The organism is Pseudomonas sp. CFBP13528, from assembly GCF_005233615.1.
Lineage (GTDB): Bacteria > Pseudomonadota > Gammaproteobacteria > Pseudomonadales > Pseudomonadaceae > Aquipseudomonas > Aquipseudomonas fluorescens_AM.
Window position 1 is genome coordinate 564,722 of the sequence record NZ_QGAJ01000002.1, and the last position, 25,846, is coordinate 590,567.

Annotated in this window: 24 protein-coding genes; 20 read left to right on the top strand and 4 right to left on the bottom strand. The window is 61.5% G+C overall.

The features are described from left to right. Positions 1-47 precede the first annotated feature (47 nt). Together PspCFBP13528_RS06065 and PspCFBP13528_RS06070 are read left to right on the top strand one after the other, a co-directional pair. Positions 48-1,154 (top strand): NADH:flavin oxidoreductase/NADH oxidase, encoded by a 1,107-nt coding sequence (locus PspCFBP13528_RS06065; protein ID WP_137199811.1) that lies wholly within the window; start codon positions 48-50, stop codon positions 1,152-1,154. Between the two features lie 284 nt (positions 1,155-1,438). Further along, positions 1,439-1,624, top strand: coding sequence for a hypothetical protein (locus PspCFBP13528_RS06070; protein ID WP_101219387.1), 186 nt, complete (start codon positions 1,439-1,441; stop codon positions 1,622-1,624). Positions 1,625-1,682: 58 nt separating this feature from the next. On the opposite strand, the gene PspCFBP13528_RS06075 is transcribed toward PspCFBP13528_RS06070, so the two are convergent. Continuing rightward, on the bottom strand, positions 1,683-3,308 hold the full coding sequence (locus PspCFBP13528_RS06075; protein ID WP_065951894.1) for a glucan biosynthesis protein D: 1,626 nt from the start codon (positions 3,306-3,308) through the stop codon (positions 1,683-1,685). Between the two features lie 303 nt (positions 3,309-3,611). On the opposite strand from PspCFBP13528_RS06075, the gene PspCFBP13528_RS06080 reads away from it, so the two are divergent. The 16 genes from PspCFBP13528_RS06080 to PspCFBP13528_RS06155 all read left to right on the top strand — a co-directional run bounded on the left by PspCFBP13528_RS06080 (position 3,612) and on the right by PspCFBP13528_RS06155 (position 20,189). Beyond that, positions 3,612-4,322: a tellurite resistance TerB family protein gene (locus PspCFBP13528_RS06080; protein ID WP_065951895.1), complete on the top strand. Its 711-nt coding sequence runs from the start codon at positions 3,612-3,614 to the stop codon at positions 4,320-4,322. 188 nt (positions 4,323-4,510) lie between these two features. Next, complete coding sequence (locus PspCFBP13528_RS06085; RefSeq protein ID WP_065951896.1) at positions 4,511-6,133, top strand: methyl-accepting chemotaxis protein; 1,623 nt, start codon at positions 4,511-4,513, stop codon at positions 6,131-6,133. Continuing rightward, positions 6,133-6,645, top strand: a complete 513-nt coding sequence (locus tag PspCFBP13528_RS06090) for a chemotaxis protein CheW (protein WP_065951897.1) — start codon at positions 6,133-6,135, stop codon at positions 6,643-6,645. The genes PspCFBP13528_RS06085 and PspCFBP13528_RS06090 overlap by 1 nt, the downstream gene beginning before the upstream one ends. Continuing rightward, positions 6,642-7,901 carry a protein-glutamate O-methyltransferase CheR gene (locus PspCFBP13528_RS06095; RefSeq protein ID WP_101219383.1) on the top strand — a complete coding sequence of 420 codons (1,260 nt, stop codon included), beginning with the start codon at positions 6,642-6,644 and terminating at the stop codon, positions 7,899-7,901. The genes PspCFBP13528_RS06090 and PspCFBP13528_RS06095 overlap by 4 nt, the downstream gene beginning before the upstream one ends. Beyond that, the gene (locus PspCFBP13528_RS06100) at positions 7,898-8,599 is read left to right on the top strand and encodes a chemotaxis protein CheW (protein ID WP_065951899.1); all 702 of its coding nucleotides are present in this window, start codon (positions 7,898-7,900) and stop codon (positions 8,597-8,599) included. The genes PspCFBP13528_RS06095 and PspCFBP13528_RS06100 overlap by 4 nt, the downstream gene beginning before the upstream one ends. Further along, positions 8,596-10,869, top strand: coding sequence for a hybrid sensor histidine kinase/response regulator (locus tag PspCFBP13528_RS06105; protein ID WP_137199812.1), 2,274 nt, complete (start codon positions 8,596-8,598; stop codon positions 10,867-10,869). Before PspCFBP13528_RS06100 ends, PspCFBP13528_RS06105 begins: the two co-directional genes overlap by 4 nt. Further along, entirely contained in the window at positions 10,866-11,873 is a 1,008-nt protein-coding gene (locus PspCFBP13528_RS06110; RefSeq protein ID WP_065951901.1) for a chemotaxis response regulator protein-glutamate methylesterase, read from the top strand. Before PspCFBP13528_RS06105 ends, PspCFBP13528_RS06110 begins: the two co-directional genes overlap by 4 nt. A 52-nt stretch (positions 11,874-11,925) precedes the next feature. Next, on the top strand, positions 11,926-12,927 hold the full coding sequence (locus tag PspCFBP13528_RS06115) for a PleD family two-component system response regulator (RefSeq protein ID WP_065891946.1): 1,002 nt from the start codon (positions 11,926-11,928) through the stop codon (positions 12,925-12,927). A 241-nt stretch (positions 12,928-13,168) separates the two neighbouring features. Then, positions 13,169-14,264 (top strand): peptide chain release factor 2 gene (gene prfB, locus PspCFBP13528_RS06120; RefSeq protein ID WP_100226016.1). Its coding sequence is split into 2 segments (ribosomal slippage): positions 13,169-13,240 and positions 13,242-14,264, totalling 1,095 coding nucleotides; the frame shifts between segments, so codons are not numbered across the junction. A gap of 96 nt (positions 14,265-14,360) precedes the next feature. Beyond that, positions 14,361-15,863 (top strand): lysine--tRNA ligase, encoded by a 1,503-nt coding sequence (lysS, locus tag PspCFBP13528_RS06125; RefSeq protein WP_065951902.1) that lies wholly within the window; start codon positions 14,361-14,363, stop codon positions 15,861-15,863. A 114-nt stretch (positions 15,864-15,977) separates the two neighbouring features. Further along, positions 15,978-16,682 carry a TetR family transcriptional regulator gene (locus PspCFBP13528_RS06130; protein WP_065951903.1) on the top strand — a complete coding sequence of 235 codons (705 nt, stop codon included), beginning with the start codon at positions 15,978-15,980 and terminating at the stop codon, positions 16,680-16,682. Positions 16,683-16,717: 35 nt separating this feature from the next. Further along, positions 16,718-17,995 (top strand): flavohemoglobin expression-modulating QEGLA motif protein, encoded by a 1,278-nt coding sequence (locus PspCFBP13528_RS06135; RefSeq protein WP_057723241.1) that lies wholly within the window; start codon positions 16,718-16,720, stop codon positions 17,993-17,995. Positions 17,996-18,062: 67 nt separating this feature from the next. Then, positions 18,063-18,968 (top strand): alpha/beta hydrolase, encoded by a 906-nt coding sequence (locus PspCFBP13528_RS06140; protein ID WP_137199813.1) that lies wholly within the window; start codon positions 18,063-18,065, stop codon positions 18,966-18,968. Next, the gene (locus PspCFBP13528_RS06145) at positions 18,965-19,291 is read left to right on the top strand and encodes a hypothetical protein (protein WP_065951905.1); all 327 of its coding nucleotides are present in this window, start codon (positions 18,965-18,967) and stop codon (positions 19,289-19,291) included. Before PspCFBP13528_RS06140 ends, PspCFBP13528_RS06145 begins: the two co-directional genes overlap by 4 nt. 167 nt (positions 19,292-19,458) lie before the next feature. After that, positions 19,459-19,851: a hypothetical protein gene (locus PspCFBP13528_RS06150; protein WP_178084416.1), complete on the top strand. Its 393-nt coding sequence runs from the start codon at positions 19,459-19,461 to the stop codon at positions 19,849-19,851. A gap of 143 nt (positions 19,852-19,994) precedes the next feature. Beyond that, positions 19,995-20,189: a hypothetical protein gene (locus tag PspCFBP13528_RS06155; protein ID WP_065951906.1), complete on the top strand. Its 195-nt coding sequence runs from the start codon at positions 19,995-19,997 to the stop codon at positions 20,187-20,189. A 28-nt stretch (positions 20,190-20,217) separates the two neighbouring features. Here PspCFBP13528_RS06155 and PspCFBP13528_RS06160 read toward each other — a convergent pair whose 3' ends face one another. The 3 genes from PspCFBP13528_RS06160 to PspCFBP13528_RS06170 form a co-directional block, all read right to left on the bottom strand. Continuing rightward, positions 20,218-21,003, bottom strand: a complete 786-nt coding sequence (locus PspCFBP13528_RS06160; protein ID WP_065951907.1) for an OmpA family protein — start codon at positions 21,001-21,003, stop codon at positions 20,218-20,220. A 56-nt stretch (positions 21,004-21,059) separates the two neighbouring features. Then, positions 21,060-21,485 carry a DUF4398 domain-containing protein gene (locus PspCFBP13528_RS06165; protein ID WP_065886057.1) on the bottom strand — a complete coding sequence of 142 codons (426 nt, stop codon included), beginning with the start codon at positions 21,483-21,485 and terminating at the stop codon, positions 21,060-21,062. A 281-nt stretch (positions 21,486-21,766) separates the two neighbouring features. Next, complete coding sequence (locus tag PspCFBP13528_RS06170) at positions 21,767-22,111, bottom strand: pilin assembly protein (protein WP_065951908.1); 345 nt, start codon at positions 22,109-22,111, stop codon at positions 21,767-21,769. Between the two features lie 163 nt (positions 22,112-22,274). Between PspCFBP13528_RS06170 and ppc the strand changes: the two genes are divergently transcribed. Together ppc and adk are read left to right on the top strand one after the other, a co-directional pair. Further along, complete coding sequence (gene ppc, locus PspCFBP13528_RS06175) at positions 22,275-24,902, top strand: phosphoenolpyruvate carboxylase (protein WP_137199814.1); 2,628 nt, start codon at positions 22,275-22,277, stop codon at positions 24,900-24,902. A 280-nt stretch (positions 24,903-25,182) separates the two neighbouring features. Then, entirely contained in the window at positions 25,183-25,830 is a 648-nt protein-coding gene (adk, locus tag PspCFBP13528_RS06180; RefSeq protein ID WP_003172225.1) for an adenylate kinase, read from the top strand. Positions 25,831-25,846 lie beyond the last annotated feature (16 nt).

Sequence of the window (25,846 nt, forward strand, 5' to 3'; positions counted from 1 at the left end):
TGAAAGAGAGCCTTGGAGCTTGCCCACAGAACCCGAAGAGGTGCGCCATGAGTCAGCTGCTCGAACCCTATACCCTGCGTCAACTCACCTTGCCGAACCGCATCGCGGTATCACCGATGTGCCAATACTCAAGCGATGATGGCCTGGCCAACGACTGGCACCTGGTGCATCTGGGCAGCCGTGCTGTGGGTGGCGCCGGGCTGATTTTTACCGAAGCCACCGCCGTGACCGCCGATGGCCGCATCACCGCCCAGGACCTGGGCTTGTGGAAAGACGAACAGATTGAACCCTTGCAACGCGTTACACGCTTTATTGCGGCGCAAGGCGCGGTGGCCGGTATCCAGTTGGCGCACGCCGGACGCAAGGCCAGCACTTATCGGCCGTGGATCGGCAAGCATGGCAGCGTCAAGCCGGAAGACGGCGGCTGGGTGCCGGTAGGCCCGTCGCCTATCGCATTCGACCCTCAGCACACGCAACCCAAACCGCTGGATGAAGCGCAGATCCGCCAAGTGATCGCAGACTTTGTCGCCGCCGCCAAGCGCGCCCTGGCCGCCGGTTTCGAAGTGGTGGAGATCCATGCCGCCCACGGTTACCTGTTGCATCAGTTCTTGTCGCCCATCAGTAACCAGCGCCAGGACCTGTACGGCGGCTCCTTCGAAAACCGCATCCGCCTGGTCCTGGAGGTGACCCGCGCGGTGCGCGAAGTCTGGCCCCAGAACCTGCCGCTGTTTGTGCGCGTGTCCGCCACCGACTGGGTGGAAGACGGCTGGAACCCCGATGAAACCGTGGAACTGGCGCGCCGCCTGAAAGACCTCGGCGTAGACTTGATCGACGTGTCCTCCGGCGGCACCGCCGCCAACGCCGAAATCCCCACCGGCCCCGGTTACCAGACGCGCTTCGCCGAGCGGGTGCGCAAAGAGTCGGGCATTGCCACCGGCACGGTCGGCATGATCACCGAGCCGGCCCAGGCCGAACACATCCTGCGCACCTGCCAGGCCGACATCATCTTCCTGGCCCGCGAGCTGTTGCGCGACCCGTACTGGCCGCTGCATGCCGACGATGATCTGGGCGGGCGCAAGGCGATCTGGCCGGCGCAATATCAACGGGCAACGCACCGCGACCAGCCGATTCATGAATCGGATCTGCGCGATTGATCCTTGGCGTAGGCCCACACAACCCACCCTGACCCGGTGGGTTTTTTTTTGCTCGTGGTTATGACGCAGATCGATCTGATGGGTCGGTGAGGGTGTGAGAAATGGTTGTAGGTATTTGTTACCGAGGCAATTATTTAAGTGAATACTCTAAAAAAATCCCACACGTAACCAGATTGTTTCTACGCTTACGGTAAGCCTGATTTTCGGCCCAGGAAATCAGTCCGCTTCACGGCACGCGGAAATGGGCAGCAGGAGTATTGGATCGATATCAGGAGAAGCAGTCCATGGCCAAGTCCTATGGTGTAGCGGGTGTGATGGCGTCTTTTCTGACCCGCAGATTGTTCTTGCGTGGCCGCAGGTTGAGTTCGGATGAAATCGAATTGCTGGCGCATTATCGCGCCCTGACCGAGAGCGATCAGGTTGCGATGCGGTATTTGATTGGGGCGATGAAAACCGTGTCGAGGTTTTGAATGACTGCTGGGCAACGTGTGGGAGCACAGTGCTCCCACAGCAGGGGTCGCCGTGTTGTCAGGTGTATTTACGCTTGCCCGGCTCGGGCGGGAAGTACTGATACAGCCAAGTCTCACTCAAGGTACGGTCCTGGGTGCGGATAAACAGACGCAGTTCGACCGGCTCCACGCTGTCACTGGTTGGGTACCAGTCGAACAGAATGCGATAGCCCTTGATGTTGTCGAGCACCAGCACGCTGAAGTCTTTCACCTCGCCGTGAGAGCAAGTGACCACCGGTTCGATGCCCGTGCCGGCTGGCAAACGGTCCAGGCCGCCGCCCTTGAAGTCCACCGCAAAGCGGCGTGCCCACACCTCAGGGTAATGCTCGCCAGGGGCCCATCCTTCGGTAAATCCGCCCATGCCCGAGCGCGTGGCGTCGACCTGGGCCAGCGGTGTGCTCACCGGCGGCAGGGCGCTCCAGTAGAGCTTGTAGCCGTAGTTGAGCGAATCACCGGCTGCCACCGGCTTTTTCGGGGTCCAGAAAGCGACGATATTATCCAGGGTTTCGCCGGTGGTGGGGATCTCCAGCAGGTCGATGGAGCCTTCACCCCAGGCGGTGGTGGGCTCTACCCACAGGCTGGGGCGCTTGCTGTACCAGTCCACGGTGTCCTGATAGCTGGCGAACTCGTGGTCGGTCTGTACCAGGCCGAAGCCTTTGGGGTTGGTGTCGGCGAAGGCGTTGAATTGCAGCTTGGCCGGGTTGTTCAGCGGACGGCAGATCCACTCGCCGTTGCCGCGCCACATGGCCAGGCGATCCGAGTCGTGGATTTGCGGGTGGATGGTGTCGCACATCCGGCGTTCGTGGGTACCGCAACTGAACATGCTGGTCATGGGCGCAATGCCCAATTGTTCGATGGCGGTGCGCGCGTTGATATGGGCATCGATCGCCATCACCACTTGATTGGCCTGGCAGTCGATATCGAAGCGATAGGCGCCGGTGGCGCTGGGGGAATCGAGCAGGGCGTAGACCACGAAACGGGTGGCGTCCTTGTCCGGGGTCTCGAACCAGAACTGGGTGAAATCCGGGAACTCCTCGCGTTTTTTCGCGTAGGTGTCAATCGCCAGGCCGCGCGCCGACAGGCCGTACTGGCCGGTGGAGTCCACGGCACGGAAGTAGCTGGCACCCAGAAACGACAGCACATCATGGCGGTCAAGCTCCGGCGCCTTGAACAGTTTGAACCCGGAGAAGCCCAGATCGCCGGTCAGCTGTTTGGTGTCAACCGTGGTTTTTTCATAGTTGAACAGCGAAGGGCGGAAATGCACTTCGCGGGCCTCGCGGGTCTTGGGATCGACACTGTGCATGCGCACCGGCGTCTTGAAGCCCATGCCGACGTGGAAAAACTGCACGTCCAATTGCCCCTTCAGTTCCTTCCACAGCGAATGGTTGCCGTCGTAGCCAATGGCGTTGAAGTTCTGCGGGGTCATGGTTGCCAGCGTGGGTGGCAGCACCTGCCGGGTATCTTTGTAGGCGACGCCGGCGAGCTGCTTGGCCTGGGCCTTGAGGGTGTCGAAATCGAATGCCACGGCCTTGCCATCGGCGGCACGGTTTCCGGCCCAGGCCTGCGCGGCCAGCAGGCCACTGGCCGACAACCCGGTGTAAGCCGCAATGGCCATGGACGCTTTGAGCAAATTCCTGCGGTGCATAGAGACAACCTGTCGTGAGCGAATCCCGCGCCGTTCCTGGCACGTAACGGATCAGAAATAACGGTTCGGACATGCCTTCGGCCAAACGCAACGGACAATAAACAGACGCCGGATAGCTTAAGCGGTTCGATGGTGAAGGAAAAATCATTGATGCCAGCATGATGGCGCCGCTGTGCAACAAGACATTTCCGACGTCAGGGCAGGGCGTTACATCTGGAAGCACTCTAGATACAGCGTTTTTGGCACTTAGTTTTACGCTGGGGGCCTATTGCTCCTACGAACCCAAGTGTCTGGAGGCTACGAATGAATACCCGTGGATTGCTCGATCAGTTGCTCAAGTCTGGCCAGGATATGTTGCAGAACAAGGCTGGCGGTCAGCGTCAATCAGCTGACAAAGGCGCCCTCGGCGGGCTGCTTGGCAGTGGCGGGCTCGGCAGTTTGCTCGGTGGCGCAGGCGGTGGTGCATTGGCGGCCGGCGCCATGGGCTTGCTGCTGGGCAATAAAAAGGCGCGCAAATTCGGCGGCAAGGCCCTGACCTACGGCGGCCTCGCCGCCTTGGGGGTCATTGCGTACAAAGCCTACGGCAACTGGCAGGCACAGCAGGCCAGCGCACCCCAGGGCGAGCCGCAAACCATTGATCGGCTGCCGCCGGCCCAGGTCGAGCAACACAGTCAGGGCATTCTCAAAGCGTTGGTCGCTGCCGCCAAGGCTGACGGGCATGTGGATGAGCGTGAGCGGGCGTTGATCGAAGGCGAGTTCACCAAGCTCGACAACGACCGCGAACTGCAAGTCTGGCTGCATGCCGAGTTGAACAAGCCCCTCGACCCGGCCGACGTCGCCCGCGCCGCCGGCACCCCGGAAATGGCCGCCGAGATGTACATCGCCAGTGTGATGCTGGTGGACGAGGAAAACTTCATGGAGAAGGCCTACCTGGACGAACTGGCGCGCCAGCTGAAGCTGGAGCCGGGCCTGAAGGCGGAGCTGGAGAAACAGGTGCGCCTTAACGTCGAATAAAACCGCCTACCTGTCCACATGTGGGAGCGGGCCTGCTCCCACATTCAAACCTGGCTTGGTTCAAAGCGCCAGGGCGCCTGCCCCAAGGGCGGCGCTGGCACCTGCAGTGTCCCCGCAAACCATTGGTTAATACACGCCATCGCTCAGCTATACTCCCCTCCATTTGAATGGATCTGCGAGGAATTACTGTGAAGAACTGGACCCTGCGCCAACGGATTTTGGCGAGCTTTGCGGTAATTATCGCGATCATGCTGCTGATGGTCGTGCTCTCGTATTCGCGCCTGTTGAAAATCGAAACCAGTGAGAGCTCCGTGCGCGATGACGCGGTGCCTGGCGTGTTTTTCAGCTCGATGATTCGCAGCGCCTGGGTCGACAGCTACCTGCAAACCCAGGAATTGGTGGGCATCCACAAAAACCAGGGCATTTCCGAGGAGGACAAGCAGGACTACAAGTCTTTCGAGGCACGCCTTGAGAAATACATGGCCGACTACGCCCAGACGATCAACTTCACCCAGGATCGCAGCGATTTCGACGCCTTCGAAAAAATCCACCAGCGCTACAACCAGATCCTCGCCCAAGTGCTCCAGGCGCAGCAGAGCAACAACGCCGTGGAGGCCCTCAGGCTGTTCAACGAGCAACTGACGCCCGCCTGGGTCGCAGGCCGCGCGAAGCTCAATGACATCATCCAGCAGAACAAACAAGTTGCCGACGAGGCCACCGCCGCCATCGATGATGCCGTCGAGGCCGCGAAGATCAGCATGGGCGTCTCGCTGCTGCTGGCGGTGCTGGCCGCCGCGCTGTGTGGTCTGCTGTTGATGCGCGCAATCATGGCGCCGATGAAACGCATCGTCGATATCCTCGAAACCATGCGCACGGGCGACCTGAGCAAGCGCCTGAACCTGGAGCGCAATGACGAATTCAATATGGTCGAAACCGGCTTCAACGATATGATGACCGAACTGACCGCGCTGGTCTCCCAGGCGCAGCGTTCGTCGGTGCAGGTCACCACCTCGGTGACCGAGATTGCCGCCACCTCCAAGCAGCAACAGGCCACGGCCACCGAAACCGCCGCCACCACCACTGAAATCGGCGCCACATCGCGTGAAATCGCCGCGACCTCCAAGGACCTGGTGCGCACCATGACCGAAGTGTCGACCGCCGCCGACCAGGCTTCGGTCGCCGCCGGTTCCGGTCAACAAGGCCTGGCACGCATGGAAGAAACCATGCATTCGGTGATGGGCGCCGCCGACTTGGTCAACGCCAAGCTGGCGATCCTCAATGAAAAGGCCGGCAACATCAATCAGGTGGTGGTGACCATCGTCAAAGTGGCTGACCAGACCAACCTGCTGTCCCTCAACGCCGCCATCGAGGCCGAGAAAGCCGGTGAGTACGGGCGCGGTTTTGCCGTGGTCGCCACCGAAGTCCGCCGCCTGGCCGACCAGACCGCCGTCGCGACGTACGACATCGAGCAGATGGTGCGCGAGATCCAGTCGGCCGTGTCGGCGGGCGTGATGGGCATGGACAAGTTTTCCGAAGAAGTGCGCCGCGGCATGTTCGAGGTGCAGCAAGTGGGCGAGCAACTGTCGCAAATCATCCACCAGGTGCAGGCCCTCGCGCCGCGGGTGTTGATGGTCAACGAAGGCATGCAGGCCCAGGCCACCGGCGCCGAGCAGATCAACCACGCGTTGGTGCAACTGGGGGATGCCAGCAGCCAGACCGTCGAGTCCCTGCGCCAGGCCAGCTTTGCCATCGATGAACTGAGCCAGGTCGCGGTGGGTCTGCGCAGCGGCGTGTCGCGTTTCAAAGTCTGATGAGCGATTTCGCGGCTAAACGCGGCGCCGTCGCGGCAGTGAAAAAGGCGTTGTTCCTGGTGTTCCACATCGGCAGTGAGCGCTTTGCCCTCAAGGCGACTGAAGTGGTCGAGGTGCTGCCGCGCCTGCCGCTCAAGCCCATCGCCCAGGCACCTGTGTGGGTGGCGGGCATCTTTGCCCATCGCGGCGCGCTGGTGCCGGTGATCGACCTGAGCGCACTGACCTTCGGTACCGTGGCCCATGCCCGTACCAGCACGCGGCTGGTGCTGGTCAATTATCAGCCACAACCCTGGAGCCAGGCGCGGTGGCTGGGCCTGATCCTGGAGCAGGCCACCGACACCCTGCGTTGCGACCCCGCCGAGTTCCAGCCCTATGGCCTGGATAACCGCCAGGCGCCCTACCTGGGGCCGGTGCGCGAAGATGCGCTGGGCTTGATGCAATGGATCGGCGTAGCCGAGCTGTTGACCGATGACGTGCGTGCGTTGCTGTTTTCCAGCGAGTTGAGCCTATGAGCAGTGATCCGCGCTTCTCGGCCTTTCTGAAAGAACGCATCGGCCTGGACGTCGCTTCGGTGGGCGAAGCGATCATCGAGCGTGCGGTGCGCCAGCGTTGCCAGGTGTCCCAGGCGCAGACCGCGGACGCGTACTGGCAGCTTCTGCACAGCTCCCATGATGAGCAGCAGGCACTGATCGAAGCGGTGATCGTTCCCGAAACCTGGTTTTTCCGCTACCCCGAGTCCTTTGCGACCTTGGCCCGCCTGGCCCATGCACGCCTGGCCGAGATCAACCAGATGCGCGCCTTGCGCATTCTCAGCCTGCCCTGTTCCACCGGCGAAGAACCCTATTCGATTGCCATGGCCCTGCTCGACGCCGGCCTGGCGCCCCACCAATTCAAAGTGCAAGGGATGGACGTCAGCCCGCTGTCCGTGGAGCGTGCCCGCCGCGGTGTGTACGGCAAGAACTCCTTTCGCGGCGCCGATCTTGAATTTCGCGACCGGCATTTCACTGAAGACGGCGGTGCCTACCGCATCGCCGACCGGGTGCGCGAGCAAGTGCGCCTGCACGTCGGCAACCTGCTCGACCCGGCACTGTTGGCCAACGAGCCCAGCTACGATTTTGTGTTCTGTCGCAACCTGCTGATCTATTTCGATCAGCCCACCCAGAAGCAAGTCTTCGATGTGCTCAAGGAACTGACCCACGTCGACGGCGTACTGTTTATCGGCCCGGCCGAAGGCAGCCTGCTGGGACGCCATGGCATGCGTTCGATTGGCGTGCCGCAATCCTTTGCGTTCAGTCGGCATGTGGCGTCGGCCGCCCCGGTCCCGGTGTTTGTACCGGTGCCGGCGCCCACGCCGCCGCGCAGTGCGGCACCTGTTGCGCTCAAGCCGCGCCCGTTCAGTACGGTCAGCGCCCGGACGGCGCCGGTCAAGGCACCGCACACGGAGGCCGGCGAGTTGCTCAACCAGATCGCCACCTTGGCCAATGAGGGCAAAAGTGCCGAGGCCCGGGCTGCCTGCGAGCGCTATCTGGGCAGTCATCCGCCGGCCGCCCAGGTGTTCTACTGGCTGGGCTTGCTCAGCGATGTGGCCGGCAATGCCCCGCAAGCCCAAGGGTATTACCGTAAAGCCTTATACCTTGAGCCGCAGCATCCGCAGGCCTTGATGCACCTGGCCGCGTTGCTGGAGGCCCAGGGCGACAGTGCGGGGGCGCGTCGTTTGCAGGCGCGCGCCGCGCGTAGCGAGCGAGCTGACAGTGAGTCCAAACGATGAGTAGCCCTGACGCGCTGGACACCGCAGGCCTGGACCTGACCCTGGCCGAAACCCAAGCCATCGACGACTGCTGGAACCGCATCGGCATTCATGGCGACAAATCCTGCCCCTTGCTGGCGGACCACATCCATTGCCGTAACTGCTCGGTGTATTCGGCCGCGGCCACGCGCCTGCTCGACCGCTATGCCCTGGCGCAGGACGAGCGTCCCGCGCAAGCCGCTGGCGAGCTCGATAACCCGGTGGCCACCCGCTCCTTGCTGATGTTCCGCCTCGGCGAAGAGTGGCTTGGCATCGCTACCCGTTGCCTGGTGGAAGTCGCGCCCTTGCAACCGATCCACTCCTTGCCGCACCAGCGCTCCCGCGCATTGCTGGGCGTGGCCAACGTACGCGGCGCATTGGTGGCTTGCCTGTCGCTGGTGGAACTGCTTGGCCTGGACAGCGCCAATACCGGCGCCACCGGCGGGCGCATCATGCCGCGCATGCTGATCATAGCCGCGCAGGATGGCCCGGTGGTTGTGCCGGTGGACGAAGTGGATGGCATCCATGCCATCGATGAGCGCACCTTGAGCGCCGCGTCGGCCTCCGGTACCCAGGCCAGCGCGCGTTTCACCCAGGGCGTATTGCAGTGGAAAGGCCGCAGCCTGCGCTGGCTGGACGAGGCTCAACTGTTGTCCGCCGTGACCCGGAGCTTCGCATGACCCCCGACCAGATGCGCGATGCCTCGCTGTTGGAACTGTTCAGTCTGGAAGCCGATGCGCAGACCCAGGTGCTCAGTGCAGGCCTGCTGGCCCTGGAGCGCAACCCGACCCAGGCCGACCAGCTTGAGGCCTGCATGCGCGCTGCGCACTCGCTCAAGGGCGCGGCGCGGATTGTCGGGGTGGATGCTGGCGTCAGCGTGGCCCATGTCATGGAGGACTGCCTGGTCAGCGCCCAGGAAGCGCGCTTGTACCTGCAGCCCGAACATATCGACGCGTTGCTGCAGGGTACGGATTTGCTGATGCGCATTGCCACCCCGGGCAATGACGTCGGGACGGCGGATATCCAGGCCTATGTGGCGCTGATGGAGCGCTTGCTGGACCCGTCGCACCCCACCGCCTTGGTCGCGCCGAAACCGGAACCCGCTCCCATGCCGGTGATCGAAGCGCTGCCGCCCGAACCTGAGCCTGCGCCCGCCGTCATCAGCGAGCCGCCGCGCCAGGGCAAGCGCATGACCGAAGGCGGTGAGCGCGTACTGCGGGTCACGGCGGAGCGCTTGAACAGCCTGTTGGACCTGTCCAGCAAATCGTTGGTGGAAACCCAGCGACTCAAGCCTTACCTGGCCAGCCTGCAGCGCCTCAAGCGCCTGCAAAGCAACAGCCTGCGCGCCTTGGATACCCTGGAGGGCCACCTCAAGGTCGTCGATTTGAACCTTGAGGCCCACGAAGCGTTGGCCGATACCCGACGCTTGTTGAGTGAAGCCCAGGCGCTGCTGGCGCAGAAGCACGCCGAACTGGACGAGTATGGCTGGCAGGCCGGCCAGCGGGCCCAGGTGCTTTACGACACCGCGTTGGCCTGTCGCATGCGCCCGTTTGCCGATGTGCTGGCCGGGCAGGTGCGCATGGTGCGTGACCTCGGCCGCAGCCTGGGCAAGCAAGTGCGCCTGGAGATCGAGGGCGAAAAGACTCAGGTCGACCGCGATGTGCTGGAAAAGCTCGAGGCCCCACTCACGCATTTATTACGCAATGCCGTCGACCACGGCATCGAAATGCCCGAGCAGCGGCTGCTGGCGGGCAAGCCGGCGGAAGGCTTGATTCGCCTGCGCGCGTCGCATCAAGCCGGGCTGCTGGTGCTGGAGTTGAGCGATGACGGTAACGGCGTCGACCTTGAGCGCTTGCGCGGCACCATTGTCGACCGGCACCTGTCGCCCGTGGAAACCGCGTTGCGCCTGAGCGAGGAAGAACTGCTCACGTTCCTGTTCCTGCCGGGGTTCAGCCTGCGCGACAAGGTGACCGAAGTGTCCGGTCGCGGCGTCGGCCTGGATGCCGTGCAGCATATGGTGCGTCAACTGCGCGGCGCCGTGGTGCTGGAGCAGACGGCGGGGCAGGGCAGTCGCTTTCATCTGGAGGTGCCGTTGACCTTGTCGGTGGTGCGCAGCCTGGTGGTGGAGGTCGGTGAAGAGGCCTACGCCTTCCCGCTGGCGCACATCGAACGCATGTGCGACCTGGCGCCCGAGGACATTGTGCAACTGGAAGGGCGCCAGCATTTCTGGCACGAGGGCCGACATGTCGGCCTGGTGGCCGCCAGCCAGCTGTTGCAGCGACCACCGGGGCAAACCCCTTCGGATACCTTGAAAGTGGTGGTAATCCGCGAGCGCGATGCCGTGTATGGCATCGCCGTGGAGCGCTTTATCGGTGAGCGCACCCTGGTGGTGTTGCCGCTGGATGATCGCCTGGGCAAGGTCCAGGATATTTCCGCCGGCGCCTTGCTCGACGATGGCTCGGTGGTGCTGATCGTCGACGTGGAAGACATGCTGCGTTCGGTGGACAAGTTGCTCAACACCGGCCGTCTGGAACGTATCGCCCGGCGCACCCGGCAGGCCACCGAAGCACCGCGCAAGCGGGTGCTGGTGGTGGACGACTCGCTGACCGTGCGTGAGCTGCAACGCAAGTTATTACTCAATCGCGGTTATGAAGTGGCCGTTGCGGTCGATGGCATGGATGGCTGGAACGCCTTGCGTTCCGAGGATTTCGACCTGCTTATCACTGATATTGATATGCCTCGCATGGACGGTATTGAATTGGTCACACTCTTGCGCCGTGACAGTCGCCTGCAATCGTTGCCGGTGATGGTGGTTTCCTACAAAGATCGGGAAGAAGACCGACGCCGAGGCCTCGACGCCGGCGCCGACTATTATCTGGCCAAAGCCAGCTTCCACGACGACGCCTTGCTCGACGCCGTGGTTGAACTGATCGGGGGCGCCCGGGTATGAGGATTGCGATCGTCAATGACATGCCCCTGGCCGTCGAGGCGTTGCGGCGGGCCTTGAGCCTGGAACCCGCGCACGAGGTGGTATGGGTGGCCAGTAATGGCCTGGAAGCGGTGCAGCGCTGTGCCGAACGGGTGCCGGACCTGATCCTGATGGACTTGATCATGCCGGTAATGGACGGCGTGGAGGCCACGCGGCAGATCATGGCCGAGACGCCCTGCGCGATTCTGCTGGTGACTGTCGATCGCCAGGCCAATATGAGCCGGGTGTTCGAAGCCATGGGCCACGGCGCCCTGGATGTGGTGGACACTCCGGCGCTCGGCGTGGGCAACCCCAGGGATGCGGCAGCGCCGTTGTTGCGCAAGATCCTCAACATTGGCTGGCTGATCGGCCAGCGTGGCCCCCGCGTGCGCGCTGAGACCGCACCGCAGCGCAGTACCGGCAAGCGGCAACGCCTGGTGGCCATTGGTTCGTCGGCGGGTGGCCCGGCGGCCCTGGAAGTGCTGCTCAAGGCTTTGCCGCGTGACTTTCCCGCCGCCATCGTGCTGGTCCAGCATGTGGACCAGGTGTTCGCCGCCGGCATGGCCGAGTGGTTGAGCAGTGCGTCCGGCCTGCCGGTGCGCCTGGCGCGAGAGGGTGAGCCACCGCAGAGCGGCGTGGTCTTGCTGGCCGGCACCAACCACCATATTCGCTTGTTGAAAAATGGCACGCTAGCCTATACCGCAGAGCCGGTGAACGAGATTTACCGGCCGTCCATCGACGTGTTTTTCGAAAGTGTCGCCAGCTATTGGATCGGTGACGCCGTCGGCGTACTGCTGACCGGCATGGGGCGCGACGGGGCCCAGGGCCTCAAGTTGATGCGCGAACAAGGATATTTGACCATCGCCCAGGACCAGTTGAGTTCGGCGGTGTATGGGATGCCCAAAGCGGCGGCGGCGATTGACGCCGCTGTTGAAATTCGCCCACTGGATAGAATTGCGCCGCGATTGCTGGAGGTCTTTGCATGATCGAACATCTCCGGCCGTGCTGGTTTGCAGGCAGTAATTCAGGTGACTGCTCATGAATGATTTACAGCTCGACGACTTCAAGACCGACGAAAACGCCGCCATGGTGCTGCTGGTCGACGACCAGGCCATGATCGGCGAAGCCGTGCGGCGCGGCCTGGCCCATGAAGAAAACATCGATTTCCACTTTTGCGCCGACCCGCACCAGGCGATCGCCCAGGCGATTCGCATCAAGCCGACCGTGATCCTGCAGGACCTGGTCATGCCCGGCCTCGACGGCCTGACCCTGGTGCGCGAATACCGCAACCACCCGGCCACGGCGAATATCCCGATCATCGTGCTTTCCACCAAGGAAGACCCGCTGATCAAGAGCGCCGCCTTTGCCGCCGGGGCCAACGATTACCTGGTCAAGCTGCCGGACAATATCGAACTGGTGGCGCGCATTCGCTATCACTCGCGCTCCTACATGACCCTGTTGCAGCGCGACGCGGCTTACCGTGCGCTGCGGGTCAGCCAGCAACAGTTGCTGGACACCAACCTGGTGCTGCAACGGCTGATGAACTCCGATGGCCTGACCGGGCTGTCCAATCGCCGTCACTTCGACGAATACCTGGAACTGGAATGGCGCCGTGCCATGCGCGACCAGACCCAGCTCTCCTTGCTGATGATCGATGTGGACTTCTTCAAGACCTACAACGACAGCTTTGGCCACGTCGAGGGTGACGAAGCCTTGCGCAAAGTCGCCAACACCATCCGCGAAGCCAGCAGCCGTCCCTCGGACCTGCCGGCACGCTATGGCGGCGAAGAGTTCGCGCTGGTGCTGCCCAACACCTCGCCGGGCGGTGCGCGGCTGGTGGCGGAAAAACTGCGCATGGCGGTGGCCGCCCTGAAAATCCCGCATATCGCGCCGGCGGAAGGGTCGAGCCTGACCATCAGCATTGGGTTGTCGACGTTGACACCCGTACAGGGCACCGATTGTCGGCAGTTGATCATGGCGGCGGACAAGGGACTGTATATGGCCAAGCATAATGGGCGTAATCAGGTGGGTATCGAATAATTCAAGGCCGGCGCAAAGCCAAATGTGGGAGGGGGGCTTGCCCCCGATAGCGGTGTGTCAGTCACAACTTCATTGGCAGACAGACTGCCATCGGGGGCAAGCCCCCTCCCACATTTGGCTCTTCGTCGGTCTTGGGATTGTGTACAAACCTCTGCCTTTTCGGCCGGGTGGACTGCCGTTTCCAGGCGTTTGCCGTTATACTCGCCGGCTTTCAAAAGTTCGCCAACGAGTGCTGCCCGCCATGGAAATCAACCCGATCCTTAACACCATCAAGGACCTGTCCGAGCGCTCCGAAACTATTCGGGGGTATCTTTGACTACGATCAAAAGCATGAGCGTCTGACCGAAGTCAATCGCGAGCTTGAAGATCCGAGTGTCTGGAACAAACCCGAGTACGCCCAGGAACTGGGGCGCGAGCGCGCTGCGCTGGCGCAGATCGTCGACACCCTTGACGAACTGAACACCGGCCTGGCCGATTGCCGTGACCTGCTGGACATGGCCGTCGAAGAAGATGACGAAGGCGCAGTGGGCGATGTTGTCGCCGAGCTGGCCCGTCTCGAGGAAAACCTCGCCAAGCTTGAATTCCGCCGCATGTTCAGCCATGAAATGGACCCGAACAATGCCTACCTGGATATCCAGGCCGGTTCCGGTGGCACCGAGGCCCAGGACTGGGCCAATATCCTGCTGCGCATGTACCTGCGCTGGGCCGACAAGCGCGGTTTCGACGCGACCATCATGGAGCTGTCCGCCGGTGAAGTCGCCGGTATCAAGGGCGCGACCGTGCACATCAAGGGCGAATACGCCTTTGGCTGGTTGCGTACCGAGATCGGCGTACACCGTCTGGTGCGCAAGAGCCCGTTCGACTCCGGCAACCGTCGCCATACTTCCTTCTCGGCGGTGTTCGTCTCCCCGGAGATCGACGACAAGGTGGAAATCGAGATCAACCCGGCCGACCTGCGCATCGACACTTACCGCTCCTCCGGCGCCGGTGGCCAGCACGTAAACACCACCGACTCGGCCGTACGTATCACCCACGTACCGACCAACACCGTGGTCAGCTGCCAGAACGAGCGCTCCCAGCACGCCAACAAGGACACCGCCATGAAAATGTTGCGGGCCAAGTTGTACGAGCAGGAAATGCAGAAGCGCAACGCCGCGTCCCAGGCGCTGGAAGACACCAAGTCGGACATCGGCTGGGGCCACCAGATCCGTTCTTACGTGCTCGATGCGTCGCGGATCAAGGATTTGCGCACTAACATCGAACGCAGCGACTGCGACAAGGTGCTCGACGGTGATATCGACGAATACCTGGAAGCCAGCCTGAAGTCCGGCCTGTAACACCCTCTGTGGGAGCGGGGGGGACGTCTAGTCCTTGCCCTGCGATCCCCAGGCCGCAGGCCTGGGGGCAACGAACCTTGATGGAAAATTTAAGACATGAGCGACCAACAACTCGACCCGCAAGCCCTGCAACAGGAAGAAAACTCCCTGATCGCCCTGCGCAAGGAAAAGCTTGCTGCCGAGCGCGCCAAGGGTAACGCCTTCCCCAACGACTTCCGCCGCGACAATTACTGCGATGCCCTGCAGAAACAGTACGCGGACAAGACCAAGGAAGAGCTGGCAGAAGCGGCGATCCCGGTCAAGGTGGCGGGTCGCATCATGCTCAACCGTGGCTCGTTCATGGTGATCCAGGACATGACCGGGCGCATCCAGGTCTACGTCAACCGCAAGACCCTTTGCGAAGAAACCCTGGCTTCGGTGAAAACCTGGGACATGGGCGACATCATCGCAGCCGAAGGCACCCTGGCCCGTTCCGGCAAGGGTGACCTGTACGTCGAGATGACCAGCGTGCGTCTGCTGACCAAGTCCCTGCGCCCGCTGCCGGACAAGCACCACGGCCTCACCGACACCGAGCAGCGCTACCGCCAACGCTATGTTGACCTGATCGTCAACGAAGACGTGCGCCAGACCTTCCGCGTGCGTTCGCAGGTCATCGCCCACATCCGCAGCTTCCTGGCCCAGCGTGATTTCCTCGAAGTGGAAACGCCGATGCTGCAAACCATCCCGGGTGGCGCTGCGGCCAAGCCGTTCGAAACCCACCACAATGCGCTGGACCTGCCAATGTTCCTGCGGATCGCGCCGGAGCTGTACCTCAAGCGCCTGGTGGTCGGCGGTTTCGAGAAGGTGTTCGAGATCAACCGCAACTTCCGTAACGAAGGCGTCTCGACCCGGCACAACCCTGAATTCACCATGTTGGAGTTCTACCAGGCCTACGCCGACTACGAAGACAACATGGACCTGACCGAAGAACTGTTCCGCGAACTGGCGCAGCTGGTGCTGGGCAGCACCGACGTGCCATACGGCGACAAGGTGTTCCACTTCGGCGAGCCGTTCGTGCGCCTGTCGGTGTTCGACTCGATCCTCAAGTACAACCCTGAGTTGACCGCTGACGATCTGAACGACATCGACAAGGCCCGCGCCATCGCCAAAAAAGCCGGCGCCAAGGTGCTGGGCTTCGAAGGCCTGGGCAAACTGCAGGTGATGATTTTCGAAGAGCTGGTCGAGCACAAGCTGGAACAGCCGCACTTCATTACCCAGTACCCGTTCGAAGTGTCGCCGCTGGCGCGTCGTAACGACGACAACCCGAACGTTACCGACCGTTTCGAGCTGTTCATTGGCGGCCGTGAAATCGCCAACGCCTATTCCGAGCTTAACGACGCGGAAGATCAGGCCGAGCGCTTCATGGCGCAGGTGGCCGACAAGGACGCCGGCGATGATGAAGCCATGCACTATGATGCCGACTTCGTACGGGCCCTGGAATACGGCATGCCGCCCACCGCCGGTGAAGGTATCGGCATCGACCGCCTGGTGATGCTGCTCACCAACTCGCCGTCGATTCGCGATGTGATCTTGTTCCCGCACATGCGGCCACAAGCATAAAAAGCAGCCGCCTTCCTAGTAAGGCGGCTTTTTTTTGACTCAAGGGCGCAAGCGTCAAGCCGCAAGCTGCAAGCTTTCCGTGTCCGCCTTAACTTGTCGCTTGGAGCTTGAAGCTTGCAACTTTATTCCCCTTCTTCCGTTGCTGCCTCTGTGGCCGATAGCGTCCAGTACCAGGGCCGCAAGGCCAGCCGCCGGGGCAGCGAACAACGCCGGCAAGACATTCTCGATGCGGCCATGCGCATCGTGGTACGCGACGGGGTACGTGCGGTACGTCACCGGGCCGTGGCGGCGGAGGCCGGCGTGCCGTTGTCGGCCACCACCTACTACTTCAAAGACATCGATGACCTGCTCACCGACACCTTCGCCCAATACGTCGAACGCAGCGCCGCGTTCATGGGCAAACTGTGGGTGCGCAACGAAGGCCTGCTGCGCGAGATGGTCGCCTATGGTGATGGCAGCCCGGCGTCGCGCTCGCAGCTGGCCGATGACATTGCGCGGCTGACCGCCGACTATGTGCAGCGCCAACTGACCAACCGTCGCGAATACCTGATGGCCGAGCAGGCCTTTCGCCAGGAAGCCTTGTTGAATCCGCGCCTTGCCGAACTGGTGCGCTCCCACCAACAGATTCTGTTGCAAGGCACCGGGCAGTTTTTCCAGGTATTGGGCTCGCGCGAGCCGCAGCAGGATGCCAAGGTGTTGACGGCGATTATCAGTCGGATGGAATATCAGGGCCTGTTGGGCAGCGCAGAGCCGCTGACCGGTGACGAAATGCTGGAGATACTCAAGCGTTACATGCACTTGGTGTTGGCTTCAGTCTGATACCAGAAAGGCCACGTTCAAAGAGGAAGCACCGGGTGGACGATTACCAGCAGACGATACGCAGCTTGTCCGATCGCATTGTGCTGGCGCAAACGCCGATCCGCGTCCTCGACGCCGTGAAGTGGGACGAAAACATTCGCCAGGGCTTTCTCAAGGCCAAGGGCAAGGCCATGCCCGCCGTGGATCGCGATTACTACCTGAACCGGCCGTTGTCGTTCGATTCGAGCGCGGTAAAGCTGGAGTTCCAGAACATCGAGCGCGACATTACCCGGCGTCTCGGCCAGTTCAGCCCGGTAGGGCAGATCATGCGCCGCATGTGCCGGGAATACCGCATGGTCGTGCGGATGCTCGAAGCCCGTGGCACCGAGGACTTCGGCCTGATCTCCCAGGAACTCTACGGCGCCGCTTCCGACGCCTTCCACGCCGGCGACCCGACGCTGGCGGACCTGGGCCTGATGCTCTCGGACTATCTGAACAATATCGACGGCCGTGGCGACCTCAAGGACGAAGCCAAGACCCTCACCGCCAAGGATGCCGTCGCCTTGCTGCAAACACGCTTGAACAAGGTGTTCGGCGAGGCCGAGGAGACCATCCGTGTGTTCGAATCCGATGGCATCGTCGCCGACGCAGCCGCGGGCGCCGACTACATCAAGATCCGCGCCGACGCGATGTTCAACGACCGTGACGTGCGCGCCCTGGAAGTGCACGAAGGCCTGGTGCATGTGGGCACCACCCTCAATGGCCAGAACCAGCCGATCTGCACGTTCCTGTCCAAGGGGCCGCCCTCGTCCACCGTGACTCAGGAAGGCCTGGCGATCCTGATGGAAATCATCACGTTTGCCTCATACCCCAGCCGGCTGCGCAAACTGACCAACCGCACCCGCGCCATCCATATGGTGGAGGAGGGCGCCGACTTCCTGCAGGTGTTCGAGTTCTTCCGCGAGCAAGGCTTTGAAATGGCTGAAAGCTACGGCAACGCCAGCCGTGTGTTCCGTGGCTCGGTGCCGACCGGCCTGCCGTTTACCAAGGATTTGTCCTACCTCAAGGGCTTTATCATGGTCTACAACTACATCCAGTTGGCCGTGCGCAAGGGCAAGCTGGAACAGGTGCCGTTGTTGTTCTGCGGCAAGACCACGCTCGAAGATATGCGCACCTTGCGCCAACTGGTCGACGAAGGCCTGGTCGTGCCGCCCAAGTACCTGCCCGAGCAGTTCCGCGACATGAACGCACTGGCGGCCTGGATGTGCTTTTCCAACTTTCTCAACCATTTGAGCCTGGACCGGATCGAGGCTGACTATTCCAATATCCTTTGACCGCGCGGGAGTTCACCTGGGATCTCCCAAGCTCGCCAATTTCATCTCACTCACGAGGCTTCAACGGATGAGAATCCTCGGCATTCTGTGCCTGCTACTGACATTGAACGGCTGCAGCGCCCTGCTGTTCTACCCGGAGCCCGGCCTGCCGTTCACGCCGGAAAAAGCCCACCTGGCGTATCGCGACGTCACCCTCACCACCGCCGACGGCGTGAAACTGCACGCCTGGTGGCTGCCGGCCAAGCCTGGCGTGCCCCTCAAAGGCACTGTGCTGCACCTGCACGGCAACGGTGGCAACCTGGCGTGGCATCTGGGCGGCAGCTGGTGGTTGCCGGAGCAGGGCTACCAGGTGCTGTTGCTTGACTATCGCGGTTATGGGCTTTCGCAAGGCAAGCCGTCATTGCCGGCAATCTATCAGGACGTGGACGCTGCCTTCAGCTGGCTGGATCAGGCGCCCGAAGCCCAGGGGCAGCCGTTGGTAGTGCTTGGCCAGAGCCTGGGCGGCGCCTTGGCCGTGCATTATCTGGCCGCTCACCCCGAGCGCCAATCCCGGCTCAAGGCCCTGGTATTGGATGGTGTGCCTGCCAGTTATCGTGACGTGGGACAATTTGCCCTGAGCACATCCTGGTTAACATGGCCGTTGCAGGTGCCTCTGTCCTGGCTGGTGCCCGACGCCGACAGCGCGATCAACGCCATGCCCCAGCTCAAGGGCGTTCCCAAACTGCTGTTTCACAGCCTGGATGATCCGATTGTGCCTGTGTCCAACGGCCTACGCCTGTATCAAGCCGCGCCACCGCCCAGGGTGCTGCAGCTGACGCGAGGCGGGCATGTGCAGACGTTTGCCGACAAGACCTGGCAGACCGTCATGCTGCGTTACCTGGATGACCCGCAGCATTTCAACGGCCTGCGGCGTCTGGGCGAAATTCCGAATTACCCCCTTTCTAAAGTTGACCCATCAGAGAGCCCGCAATGAGTGAAGAGCGCAACATGATCCCGCTGATTCTCACGGGGATCGGCACCATTATCGGTACGGTCGGTTGTTTGTGGTACTACGGCTACCTGCACTTCGCCAAGCCGGAAGATGCGCTGCTGCTCAGTGAATTCACGATGCTCAAGACCGTGCCGGGTGAGGACTACAAGGTTTCACTGACCCCTGCCGCGCAAGTGGCGCAGTGCGTGGAGGGCGTGCTGGTGATGTTCGATACCGACCAGAAAGGCCTGAGCGGCGTACTGGTGAACAACAAGAAACAGGCAGTGCGCTGTATCGGGCAAGAAACCCCGCAATTGCAACAATGAATGCTGCTCGCCCGTCGTGGGAAAGTGCCGCCACTCGTACGGATTATTGATTTAAAGCCGGTCAGTCATTGGGCTGGGCGGAACCATCCTGACTCATCCACCACAGATTATGGGCTGATTGGCGCTGCTGATCGGCCCATTTTATTCATTGATAGGGGTGAGCATTTATGGCAGGAATCAACGGAATGTCGGGTGCCGGAAACATGGGTGGCATGGGCGGCATGGGTGGTGCAAGCGGCGCTGGCAATAGCCAGGGAGGCTCTCAAGGCCTCGACAAGCAGATTGACGATGTACAAAATCAGATCCAGAACCTTAAAGCGAAAGGCTCTCAAGGCAGCCAGGGAAATAGTGGTGCCGGTGGGGAGGATCCCCTCAAGGCGTTGGAGGAGCTGCTGAAGAAGCTGCTCGCGCAGAAAGCCGACGGTGCGCAAGGCGCTCAAGGTGCGCAGGGCGCTCAAGGCGCTCAAGGCGCGGAAGATGGCCAAAGCGGTGGGCAGAGCGCGGGCCAGGGCCAGATCCAGCAGCCGGACTATCAAGGTTCAGGCCAAATCGGCAACTGATCAAGCTGCTGGGAAAAACCGCCTGTAGGGGCGGTTTTTTTTGTGTATCACATGGCCAGTCGTCGGTCTCGGCAGGAATGCCTGGAACCTTATTTCGTCAGATACCACACAAAGCGTTGTCACTCACACGGTTTGAGGCGAGGATGGAATTCAAGATTCCAGTGCTGGAAAATATGCTGATCATGGCAAGGCAGCATGTGGCGATTGAACAGGAAGCTGCTCGCCGCAGCAGGCTTGATAGCCAGGTAGATAAGCAGGCGGGTGCGCAGATTCAAATGCCGGCTGATGATACCGGTCGTACCGTACAGTTCGACGAGCCCAAAAAAAACCCACCGTGAGGTGGGTTTTTTATGCCGCTTCAATCAATCAGTTAGCAACGGACGAGCGCGGCTTGACTGGCTGGTTGTCGTTGGAGATCGTCACTTCAACGCGACGGTTCATCGCACGGCCGGAGACGCTGCCGTTGTCGGCAACCGGATATTCCTTGCCGTAACCCTGGGTCACGATGCGCGAAATATCCACGCCTTGCTGGGCCAGTGCACGCTGTACGGAAGCTGCACGGCGCTCGGACAGGCTCTGGTTGTACGAGTCGGAACCGGTGCTGTCGGTGTAGCCTTCGACGATCACTTTACGGTCCGGGTTGTCGCGCAGGAACTGCGCCAGCTTGGTGATGTTGACCAGGCCGCTGGACTTCAAGTCGGACTTGTTGGTGGCAAACAGCACGTCACCGAAAGTCACCAGGGTGCCGCGATCGGTTTGCTTGGCGTTCAAGCTGTTTTGCAGTTGCTTGATCTGCGCGTCACGGGCGTCCAGCAGGGCGCGGGCACGTTCGTCGCCAGCGTTTTTCAGCTTGGATTCGGATTCACGCAGGGAAATGGTGTCTTTCGCCACTTCTACACGCTGGTTGGTCAGGTAAGCCAGTTGGTCGACTTTCTTCTCGTCTTCCTTGTCGCGGTAGGCCTTGTCTGCCTTGTCCAGCCATTCACTGGCGTCTTTGGTTTCCAGCGCTGCGAGCTTGGTAGCCTGCGGGTTGGTTTGCAGGGCCGTGAAGTTGGTCCGTGCGTTTTCCAGATTCGCGTTCGGCGGGGTGGAGCAGGCTGCCAAGGCAACGCTCATCGCCAACAGGGCAGGGATCATCAATTGTTTACGCATAGTCGTGTCGTCCTTTCAATTCGATATCAGGTGCGATGCAATCAAGGGGCAGCGGCTTACTTCTGCTGGATAGCAGCCGGGCGCATGCCTTCCTTACGCAACTCGTCAACTGCTTTCTGGGAATCCTTCACCGCTTGTTCGGCCTTGGCAGCCTGGGCTTTACGCTCAGCGACACGAGCATCCCACTCGGCTTGTTCAGCCAACATACGGGCTTTGTCGTAGTTCTTGTCGTGCATGGCGATTTCAGCTTCTTTGAGCTTGTCCTGGGCCGACTTCATTTCCACGGCTGCGAACTCGGTGCCGCCGGCGCTGACCGCGCTGTTGACCGCAGACTGGGTCACTGCGTATTGCTCGGTCGGCGGGTTACCGGCGCAACCTGCCAGAACGAAGCTGGTGCCGATTGCCAGCGCGGCCAATTTAAGCCCGCGCAGGTGGTTAAACGAGGATTTGGCAGTGCTGGTCTTCATCGTCTTCAACTCCATTGGGTAACTCCTGAAAAACATCAAAATCCATCGTGGTGTTCGTTTGCGGGCCCGGCTGCAAAGCACATGACGCCAGTTCAAACGAGCGTTCCAAGTGATGGCTTACTGGCTGTGACCGGAGGCTTTTTTCAAAAGTTCAGCGAAGATGGCGATTTGCCTAAAAAAATATCTGACTGATCGGTCAGCTTAAGAAAATTGGAACTTTCAGCACGCACAACGGTACTCCGGGCCGCTGAAAAGCCCGGAATACAAGGGTTAAATTGGAATGGAGGAAACTGTGATCAGTGCTTCTGTTCGTCAGCACCGGCTGACAAATCATGCAGATAGCGGCGTGACAGTGTCAGAAATCGCGGTGTGGGGCCGACGTCTTCATACAGCGGATCGCCTTCCTCGTCGGTGGCGATCACCTGCTGCCCTTTCACGTAAGGGAAGCTGGCTTCCAGCTCTTCAAGGGCGGCGCCGATCAGCTCGCCGAGCAGCTCTTCGGCGTGACGCTTGGGGTACATCTCGGCCAGGGCGGCCAGCCTCGCGGCGGCCTCCACATCCAGATGAATGGCGTATTCGGTTTTGGTCAGTTGACCCTTGGCGGTCTCTTCCCAATGCTGGGGCAGGTCTCGAATTTTCATGGCAACCTCAATAATGAGTGTCCAGCCACCGGTGTGGATAACGCGGCGACTTGATCTTGAGACTAGCTGCAAGCGGCAAGGTTTAAAGTGTCTTGTCAGAAACCTGCGCCGACGGCACTCTGGAACACCTGCGCGTCCCGGATTTCTGGCTGGAGATTGGCTGATGAGTGTTATCGATGCACGCTTGCGTGAGGATGTTCACCTGCTGGGTGAACTGTTGGGCAACACCATTCGAGAACAGTACGGCGATGATTTTCTCGACAAGATCGAGCAGATCCGTAAAGGCGCCAAGGCTGACCGGCGCGGCGCGGGCGATGAACTCAGCGCGAGTCTGAACCCACTGCAGGAAGACGAACTGCTGCCTGTAGCCCGGGCCTTCAACCAGTTCCTCAACCTGGCCAACATTGCCGAGCAGTACCAGTTGATTCACCGGCGCGATGAATCGCAGCCGGCGCCCTTCGAGTCCCGCGTGTTGCCCGAACTGTTGGCGCGCCTGCAAAGTGAAGGGCACAGCGATGAATCCCTGGCGCGCCATTTGGCGCGGCTGGAGATCGAACTGGTACTCACCGCCCACCCCACCGAAGTCGCACGTCGCACCCTGATCCAGAAGTACGACGCGATCGCCGCGCAACTGGCGCTGCAGGATCACCGTGATCTCACCAGCGCCGAGCGCGAGCAAATCCGTGAACGTTTGCAACGATTGATCGCCGAGGCCTGGCACACCGAGGAAATCCGTCGCGTGCGGCCTACGCCGGTGGATGAAGCCAAATGGGGCTTTGCAGTCATCGAGCATTCGTTGTGGCAGGCCATCCCGAATTATTTGCGCAAGGCCGACCAGGCCTTGCATGCCGCGACCGGTCTGCACCTGCCGCTTGAGGCTGCGCCGATACGATTTGCCTCGTGGATGGGCGGCGACCGTGACGGCAACCCGAACGTCACGGCGCCGGTCACCCGTGAAGTATTGCTGCTGGCGCGCTGGATGGCGGCGGATTTGTACCTGCGCGATATCGATCAACTCGCCTCCGAGCTGTCCATGCAACGGGCCAGTGCGGCCTTGCAGGCTCAGGCGGGAGACAGCGTCGAACCCTACCGTGCGGTGCTCAAGCAGTTGCGCGAACGTCTGCGCGCCACGCGCCAGTGGGCCCATTCCTCGCTAAAGGAAAATACACCGGCACCGGCGCAGGTGTTGCAGGACAATCGTGACCTGCTCGGCCCGTTGCAGCTGTGCTATCAGTCGCTGCATGAGTGCGGGATGGGCGTGATCGCCGACGGCCCGTTGCTCGATTGCCTGCGCCGCGCCGTGACCTTTGGCCTGTTCCTGGTACGCCTGGATGTGCGCCAGGATTCCGCGCGTCACGCCTCGGCCATGAGCGAAATCACCGACTACCTTGGCCTCGGACGTTATGAGGACTGGGACGAAGAAGCGCGCATCGACTTCCTGAGCAAAGAACTGGGCAATCGTCGACCGCTGCTGCCAGGTTATTTCATGCCGTCGCAGGACACGGCGGAAGTCTTGAACACCTGCCGGGAAATCGCCGCGGCACCGGCCGCGTCGCTGGGCTCCTATGTCATTTCCATGGCCGGTACCGCTTCGGATGTGCTGGCGGTGCAACTGCTGCTCAAAGAGTCCGGCGTGCAGCGGCCAATGCGCGTAGTGCCGCTGTTCGAGACCCTGGCCGACCTGGATAACGCCGGGCCGGTGATGGAGCGGTTGTTGCAGCTGCCGGGCTATCGCGCGCGGCTGCAAGGCCCGCAGGAAGTGATGATCGGCTATTCGGACTCGGCCAAGGACGCCGGCACCACCGCTGCCGCCTGGGCGCAGTACCGGGCGCAGGAACGCCTGGTGGACATCTGCCGTGAGCAGCAAGTGGAATTGCTGTTGTTCCACGGTCGTGGTGGCACCGTTGGCCGTGGCGGTGGCCCGGCGCATGCGGCGATTCTGTCGCAGCCGCCGGGCTCGGTGGCGGGGCGGTTCCGCACGACCGAACAAGGCGAGATGATCCGCTTCAAGTTCGGCCTGCCGGACATTGCCGAGCAGAACCTCAACCTCTATCTGGCGGCGGTGCTCGAAGCCACGCTGTTGCCACCGCCGCCGCCGGAACCGGCCTGGCGTCATTTGATGGACGAATTGGCGGCCGACGGTGTCAGCGCCTACCGCGCGGTGGTGCGGGAAAATCCGCAATTCGTCGAGTATTTCCGCCAGTCCACACCGGAGCAGGAGCTGGGCCGTTTGCCGTTGGGCAGCCGCCCGGCCAAGCGGCGTGCCGGCGGTATTGAAAGCCTGCGCGCGATTCCCTGGATCTTCGGCTGGACCCAGACCCGCTTGATGCTGCCCGCCTGGCTCGGCTGGGAAGCGGCATTGAGCAAGGCCCTGGAGCGCGGCGAGGGTGAGTTGCTTGGGCAGATGCGTGAGCAGTGGCCGTTCTTCCGCACGCGCATCGATATGCTGGAAATGGTGCTGGCCAAGGCCGACGCCGATATCGCCAGCCTCTATGATGAGCGTCTGGTGCAGCCGGACTTGCTGCCACTGGGCGCGCATTTACGCGACCTATTGTCGCAGGCCTGTGAGGTGGTGCTTGGCCTGACCGGCCAGTCGCAACTGTTGGCCCACAGTCCGGACACCCTGGAGTTCATCCGCCTGCGCAACACCTACCTCGATCCCCTGCATCTGTTGCAGGCTGAATTGCTCGCACGCTCGCGCCAACGCGAAGCGGCGCAAGACAGCCCTCTGGAACAGGCGCTGCTGGTGTCCGTCGCCGGTATTGCTGCAGGTTTGCGCAACACCGGTTGAGGTTTTTCGCGTGTTCTCAACGGCTTGCGAATGAACGGCGACGACCGCCCTGAAAAGGGCGGTCGTTGTTTGAGGGGCAGGGTTGCGCTCAGGCAAACCCGTTGGCCGACGCAGGCCTGGCGCGGGTTTCTCCTACTTTTGGCGGCTTGTGTGGCAAGGGCCTGCTGTGTATCTTGATCAGCCTTTGGCCGTTTGATCGGCCTGGAACCACATTTTTACGAGATTGGCCCCACGCGGCGAATCCGAGCGTCATCTCTATAAAAAATTGAGGAGCACATCGATGCGCGTCATTCTGCTGGGAGCTCCCGGGGCCGGTAAAGGTACTCAGGCTAAGTTCATCACTGAAAAATTCGGCATTCCACAAATCTCCACCGGCGACATGCTGCGCGCGGCCGTCAAGGCCGGCACCGAACTGGGCCTGATCGCCAAGAGCGTGATGGACAGCGGTGGCCTGGTCTCCGATGACCTGATCATCAACCTGGTCAAGGAACGCATCAGCCAGGAAGACTGCAAGAACGGTTTCCTGTTCGACGGCTTCCCGCGCACCATTCCCCAGGCTGAAGCCCTGGTCAAAGCCGGTGTCGAGTTGGACGCCGTGGTGGAAATCGCCGTTGAGGACGAAGAAATCGTCCAGCGCATTGCCGGTCGTCGCGTTCACGAAGGCTCGGGCCGCGTGTACCACGTCGTCTACAACCCGCCGAAGGTTGAAGGCAAGGACGATGTCACCGGTGAAGACCTGGTACAGCGCAAAGACGATACCGAAGAAACCGTGCGTCATCGCCTGTCGGTCTACCATTCCCAGACCAAGCCGCTGGTGGACTTCTACCAGAAGCTGTCCGCTGCCCAGGGCAAGCCGAAATACAGCCATATCCCTGGCGTCGGCTCCGTGGAGGCGATTACGGCCAAGGTGCTGCAAGCACTGAGCTGATGCGTTGATCGGCTGC